This window comes from Rhodovulum sp. PH10 (genome assembly GCF_000293785.1).
Classification (GTDB): domain Bacteria; phylum Pseudomonadota; class Alphaproteobacteria; order Rhizobiales; family Xanthobacteraceae; genus Rhodoplanes.
In genome coordinates, this window is record NZ_AKZI01000147.1 from 1 (window position 1) to 5,864 (window position 5,864).

At 69.9% G+C, this 5,864-nt stretch carries 6 protein-coding genes; 5 read left to right on the plus strand and 1 reads right to left on the minus strand.

Features of this window, described 5'->3' with window-relative positions; all coding sequences use genetic code 11:
- Positions 1 to 72 precede the first annotated feature (72 nt).
- On the plus strand, positions 73 to 552 hold the full coding sequence (locus A33M_RS19430; protein WP_008390869.1) for an MgtC/SapB family protein: 480 nt from the start codon (positions 73 to 75) through the stop codon (positions 550 to 552).
- Positions 553 to 632: 80 nt separating this feature from the next.
- Entirely contained in the window at positions 633 to 1,307 is a 675-nt protein-coding gene (locus A33M_RS19435; RefSeq protein WP_008390871.1) for a hypothetical protein, read from the plus strand.
- A 32-nt stretch (positions 1,308 to 1,339) separates the two neighbouring features.
- Here A33M_RS19435 and A33M_RS19440 read toward each other — a convergent pair whose 3' ends face one another.
- Positions 1,340 to 2,422: an acyltransferase family protein gene (locus A33M_RS19440; RefSeq protein WP_008390873.1), complete on the minus strand. Its 1,083-nt coding sequence runs from the start codon at positions 2,420 to 2,422 to the stop codon at positions 1,340 to 1,342.
- Between the two features lie 355 nt (positions 2,423 to 2,777).
- Here A33M_RS19440 and A33M_RS19445 point away from each other — a divergent pair, with 355 nt between their 5' ends.
- The 3 genes from A33M_RS19445 to A33M_RS19455 all read left to right on the plus strand — a co-directional run bounded on the left by A33M_RS19445 (position 2,778) and on the right by A33M_RS19455 (position 5,631).
- Positions 2,778 to 3,569 (plus strand): helix-turn-helix domain-containing protein, encoded by a 792-nt coding sequence (locus tag A33M_RS19445; RefSeq protein WP_008390874.1) that lies wholly within the window; start codon positions 2,778 to 2,780, stop codon positions 3,567 to 3,569.
- A gap of 365 nt (positions 3,570 to 3,934) precedes the next feature.
- Positions 3,935 to 4,273, plus strand: coding sequence for a P-II family nitrogen regulator (locus A33M_RS19450; protein WP_008390877.1), 339 nt, complete (start codon positions 3,935 to 3,937; stop codon positions 4,271 to 4,273).
- 20 nt (positions 4,274 to 4,293) lie between these two features.
- A complete protein-coding gene (locus tag A33M_RS19455; protein ID WP_008390879.1) occupies positions 4,294 to 5,631 on the plus strand; it encodes an ammonium transporter in 1,338 nt (445 codons plus the stop codon).
- The last annotated feature ends 233 nt before the right edge of the window (positions 5,632 to 5,864 follow it).

Sequence of the window (5,864 nt, forward strand, 5' to 3'; positions counted from 1 at the left end):
ATCACAGTCCCCCGAAATCACTCACTCAATTTTCGGTCAGGCTCTGAGGGCGCGGCGCAAAGGGAGGCCGGGGTGACCGAGTGGGACATCGCGCTACGGCTCGCGGTGGCGACCGCGATCGGCATGGTGCTCGGCCTCAACCGCGACCTGCACGGCAAGCCGACCGGCATGCGCACGCTCGGCCTGGTCGGGCTCGGCGCGGCGATCGCGGTGATCGCGGTGATCGACCCGGCGCTGCCGGGCGGTCACCCGGACGCCGTGAGCCGGGTCGTGCAGGGCGTGCTCACCGGCATCGGCTTTCTCGGTGCCGGCGTGATCGTGCGCGGCACCGGCGAGGCGCAGGTGCGCGGCCTCACCACCGCGGCCTGCACCTGGGTCACCGCGAGCCTCGGCGTGGTGTGCGCGGTCGCAGCCTGGAGCGTGATCGCCACCGCGCTGCCGCTCTTGTTCTTCGTGCTGCTGCTCGGCGGGCCGATCGAGAAGGGCCTTCACGCACGGTTCGGCGGGCGGATCACGGCCGAGCCGCCGACCGAAGGCCGCCGGCCGGACTGAACGCCTCGGTAACGCCCGGTTGGTATACGATGTGCGCAGGCGAGGCGCCGATTCTCCGCGCGCCGCGTCACGGACCCCCGATGGGCTACTACGTTCGAACGACGAAGATCCTGCTTCACCGGCTGGTCCACGATCGCGCCTGCGACGCGCTCGAACGCTGGCCGACCGGCGAGGCGCGCACCGTGGCCGAAAGCGACGTGGTCGGCCCGTCCGGCGGCCCGCGTGACCGCCGCTACGAGGCGTTTCCCCGCCTGCCGCTCCTGTGGGCGCTGGAGGCGCTGAACATCCGGCCGGAGGAGTTCTCGTTCGTCGATTACGGGGCGGGCCGCGGCCGGGCGCTGCTCACCGCGGCGCGGCTTCCCTTTGCGCGCTGCGTCGGCGTCGAATATTCCGCTGCCCTCGCCGCGGAGGCGGCCGACAACATCGCCGGCCATCCGAAGGACGGGCTCGCCTGCCGCGACGTCGCGGTGGTGCATGCCAACGCCGTCGATTTCGAGCCGCCGCCGGGCAACCTCGTTCTCTTCTTCTACAATCCGTTCGGCGCGCGAACCCTCGAGAGGGTCGCCGAGCGGATCACCGCGCCCTGCCCCGCCGGCCCGCGCACCATCCGCGTCGTCCACGTCAACCCGTCGCGCTACCTGCTGCTCTCCCGCCGTCCGGACTTTCGCAAGCTCGCCCTGCCGCTGAAAGCGCGGGCGAAACTGTCGCTGCTCGGCGTCGGGCCGATCGATTTTTTCGCGGTCGAGGGGGCGTGAGCCCGGCGCGGCGGAGCGCCCGGGCGGGACGTTCAAGCGGGACGGCCGGCCTCGAGCCGCGGAGCGATGCCGAAGGCGGAATCGACCAGGCGCCGCCCGACCTCGACCAGCGGCCGCTCGATCGTGAGATAGGACAGGAGCCCACCGCCGACCGCCACCGAAGTGGCGAGCAGCACCACGGCGTCGGCCGGAAAAATCCCGCTCGCCACCACCCGCTCCACCGCGGGAAACAGCAGCGGGTGCGTGAGATAGATCGCATAGGACGCATCGCCGACCCGAACGAGACTCTTCGGCGGCCGCGCGCCCGTCGCCCGCTCGAGCAGCAGCGCGCCCGCGACCAGCGCGGCGCTCGGCACGCCCCACAGGAGAACGCGCTGGGCGGCGAGCGAGCCGTCGACGACCCGCGCCATCAGATGGACGTCGCCGTAGCCGAACGCGATATTCATCGAGAGCCCGACCCCGCCGAGCAGGAGCAGCGTGCGGGCGGTGCGGGCATCGACCGAGCCGCGGAGATAGAGCCGCGCGATCACGATGCCGAGGCCGAACTCGAGCAGCATCGGGCTCAGAAGAAAGCCGCGGATCGCCTCGGCACCGGCGAGATGCGCGAGCGCCATCACCGCGACGACCGCCCCCGCCCGCATCGCCAGCGAGGAGAACCGCAAAAACCCCGCGAGATAGACGCCGGCATAGAAGAGCATCTCGAAGCAGAGCGTCCAGCCGATGTCGAGCACCGGGTCGTGCCACGTCCCGCCGAGACAGGGATAGAAGGCGACCGTCGCGACGAGCCGGCCGAACTCGACCGAGCGGCCGTCGGCGAGCCACGGCAGGATGAACACCAGCGACACGATCCAGTAGAACGGCGCGACCCTGAGAAAGCGGCGCGCGGCAAAGACGTGCGCCGAGCGCCTGTCGACGATCGAGCGCGCGGTCAAGGTGATGATCACGCCGCTGATGACGAAGAACAGGTCGACCCCGATGGCGCCGAGATTGTCCAGGTGGCCGATCCGCGCCTGCCACGGATTCCCGTTGGCGAGCGCCATGTCCATCGCATGCGCATAGGCGACCGCCGTGGCGGCGACGCCCCGCAGCACTTGCAGCGACTGGATCGTTTTCATGCCACGGCGGTCCGCTGGAGCCTCGAACATCTACCGTAGACCGAACAGGTTAATGTCCCGCGCCATGTGTGCCGACGCAGCCCCCGCCCGGCACACGCGCCGGACGGGCGGAACGGCAGAGCCGGGCGAGCACGTTGCCAGCCTGCCGCGCCGCTTGATCGGCGCGTCCCCTCGCCATAAGAGAAAAAACAGTTTCATGGTCGAACCCGCGGCCCGTCGACGGGTCGAGCGATCGCGCGGCGCGCTCGCGTTCCGCACGCCGCCCCTGCGGAGGAGGTCCGCAACCGGCCCGTCCGGGTCGGCCGCGACCTCGTGTGCATCGCAGGGTGCCCCGGACCGACGAGGAGTTTTCGGCATGCCGCAGCCGCCGCCCAAAAAATCCCGGACCGTGAAAGCGGCGCGCCGTGCGCCGGCGAAGAAGGCCGGCCGGCCCGCCGCCGGGGCCGCCGGCGCATCCCGCGGCCGGCGCGACCCCGCCGCCGACGACCACGCCCCCGCCGCTTCGGGCGCAGCGAGCGCAGCCCCCTCGCCCGAGGCCGACCTCGCCACCGGCTCCAGCGCCCCGGCCACCACCAAGCACTCGCTCGAGCGGGCGATCGGCGGCCAGGTGCGGGCGCTGCGCCGCCACCACGACCTGTCGATCTCCGATCTCGCCGCCACCGCGGGCATCTCGACCGGCATGCTGTCGAAGATCGAGAACGGCCAGATCTCGCCCTCCCTGAGCACGCTGCAGGCGATCGCCGGCGCCCTGTCGGTGCCGCTCTCGACCCTCTTTTCCGCCTTCGAGGATCAGCGCGACTGCTCGTTCGTGCGCGCCGGCCAGGGTTTGGTGATCGAGCGGCGCGGCACCAAGGTCGGCCACGTCTACCAGCTGCTCGGCCACGTGCTGCGCGGCGACGTCGTGGTCGAGCCCTATCTCATCACGCTGCACGAGAACGCGGTGCCCTATACGGGCTTCCAGCACGCCGGCATCGAGTTCATCTACATGCTGACCGGCGAGGTGGTCTATCGCCACGGCGACCAGACCTATCGGCTGTGCCCCGGCGACTCGCTCTTGTTCGATTCGCGCGCGCTGCACGGCCCGGAGACGCTGGTCGAGCGGCCGATGACCTATCTCTCGATCATCGTCTATCCGCGCCAGACCTGAGAGACCGTCTCGGTCGGCGCATGCCTGATGGGCAGGCGTGCCGCAATCCTGCCCTTTTTCGCAGCAGGAAAAATTCGTTCTCGCTGCCTCGCACCCGCGCCCCGCCGGCCCGGCGCCCGCTCCCGCCCCCTCCCGATGCTCCTCGGCCGTGCGCAAGGCCGCGCACGAGCGCGCGCGAGTGCGCGCCATCGCCGTTCGCGATCCTCCCCGTCCGCCGGACCGCTTTCACGCCGTGCGAGCCCCGCTTCGCGGCGGAACGGCCGCGCCCATGGCACGGTCCTTGTATGCTTGCCTCCCCCGTAGAACCAGACAATCCGCTCAATCGATTTTCCGACCGGGGGAAAGACCGTGACACGGGAGCACTCATGAAATTCGTCATTGCCGTCATCAAGCCGTTCAAGCTCGACGAGGTGCGCGACGCGCTGACCGCGATCGGCGTGCAGGGCATGACCGTCACCGAATGCAAGGGTTACGGCCGCCAGAAGGGCCAGACCGAGATTTATCGCGGCGCCGAGTACGCCGTGAGCTTCCTGCCGAAGGTCAAGCTCGAGATCGCGATCGACGACGCGATCGCCGACAAGGTGGTCGAGGCCATCGGCAAGTCCGCCCGTACCGGTCAGATCGGCGACGGCAAGATCTTCATTTTCGATTTGGAAGCCGCCGGCCGCATCCGCACCGGCGAGTTCGGCAGCGCTGCCCTGTAGCCTTTCGAGGACGATCTCCCATGCGACAGACGATACGACATTCCGCTTTCGGCCTGGCGACGGCGCTGGTGCCGCTTCTCGCCGGCCTCGGCAGCGCCCACGCGCAGGACGCCGCGGCGGCCGCGCCGGCACCGACCCTCAATCCCGGCGACACCGCCTGGATGCTGGTCTCCTCGGTGCTCGTGCTGATGATGCTGGTGCCCGGCCTCGCGCTGTTCTACGGCGGCATGGTCCGCAAGAAGAACGTGTTCGCCGTGCTGATGCAGAGCTTCTTCGGCGCCGGCCTCCTCTCGGTGATCTGGATCGTGATCGGCTACTCGATCGCCTTCACCGAGGGCACGCCGTTCTTCGGCGGGCTCGACAAGGTGATGCTCGCCGGCATCACCCCGGACACGCTGGCGCCGCTCGCGCCCACCATTCCGGAATTCGTCTTCGTGATGTTCCAGCTCACCTTCGCGATCATCACGGCGGTGATCATTCTCGGCGGCCCGGCCGACCGCATGAAGTTCTCCGCGGCGATGATCTTCCTGTCGTTCTGGCTGGTGCTGGTCTATGCGCCGATCGCCCACATGGTGTGGGGCCCCGGCGGCTTCCTGGCCAGCGCCGGCGTGCTCGACTTCGCGGGCGGCACCGTGGTGCACATCAATTCCGGCGTCGCCGGCCTGATCGCCTGCATGATGGTCGGCCGTCGCAAGGGCTTCGGTAGCGAGGACATGGCGCCGCACAATGTCGGCATGACGATGATCGGCGGCTCGCTGCTGTGGGTCGGCTGGTTCGGCTTCAATGCCGGCTCGGCGCTCACCGCCGGCTCGGGGGCGGGCATCGCGATGATCAACACGCACTTCGCCACCTCGGCAGCGGTGGTGTCGTGGACGGTGGTCGAGTGGATCGCGCGCGGCAAGCCGAGCCTGCTCGGCGCGGTGTCGGGCGCGCTCGCCGGCCTCGTCGCCATCACCCCGGCCTGCGGCTTCGTCGGCGTCACCGGCGCGCTGGTGATCGGCCTCGCCGCCGGCGTGGTGTGCTACTTCAGCGTCTCGACGATGAAGCACCTGTTCGGCTACGACGACGCGCTCGATGCGTGGGGCGTGCACGGCGTGGGCGGCATCCTGGGCGCGATCCTGACCGGCGTGTTCGCCACCGCCGCGATCGGCGGCGCCGGCAAGGCCGGCCTGATCGACGGCAACCCCGGCCAGCTCCTGCTGCAGCTCGAGGGCGTCGCGCTGACGCTGGTGTGGTCGGGCGTGATCAGCACCATCCTGCTCCTCCTCATCAACGTCACCATCGGCCTCCGCGTGAAGCCAGAGGTGGAGATCGAAGGCCTCGACCTCGCGCTGCACGGCGAGACCTTCCACGACTGATTTTCTCCGGCAGACCTGGACGACTTCACCGCCGGGCATTTTTGCCCGGCGGTTTTTTTTCTTTCATCGACCCGATCACGGTGACGCATCGTCCGCGGAGGCGAGACAGCCGCCCAAAACGAAACCCTCTCCCATGCGGGGAGAGGGTGGCGAGAACGGAGCGAGGTGACGGTCGAGCCGGGTGAGGGGTGCCTCCCGCCGAGCCAGCGGCCGCCCCCCCCCCGCGGCCCTCC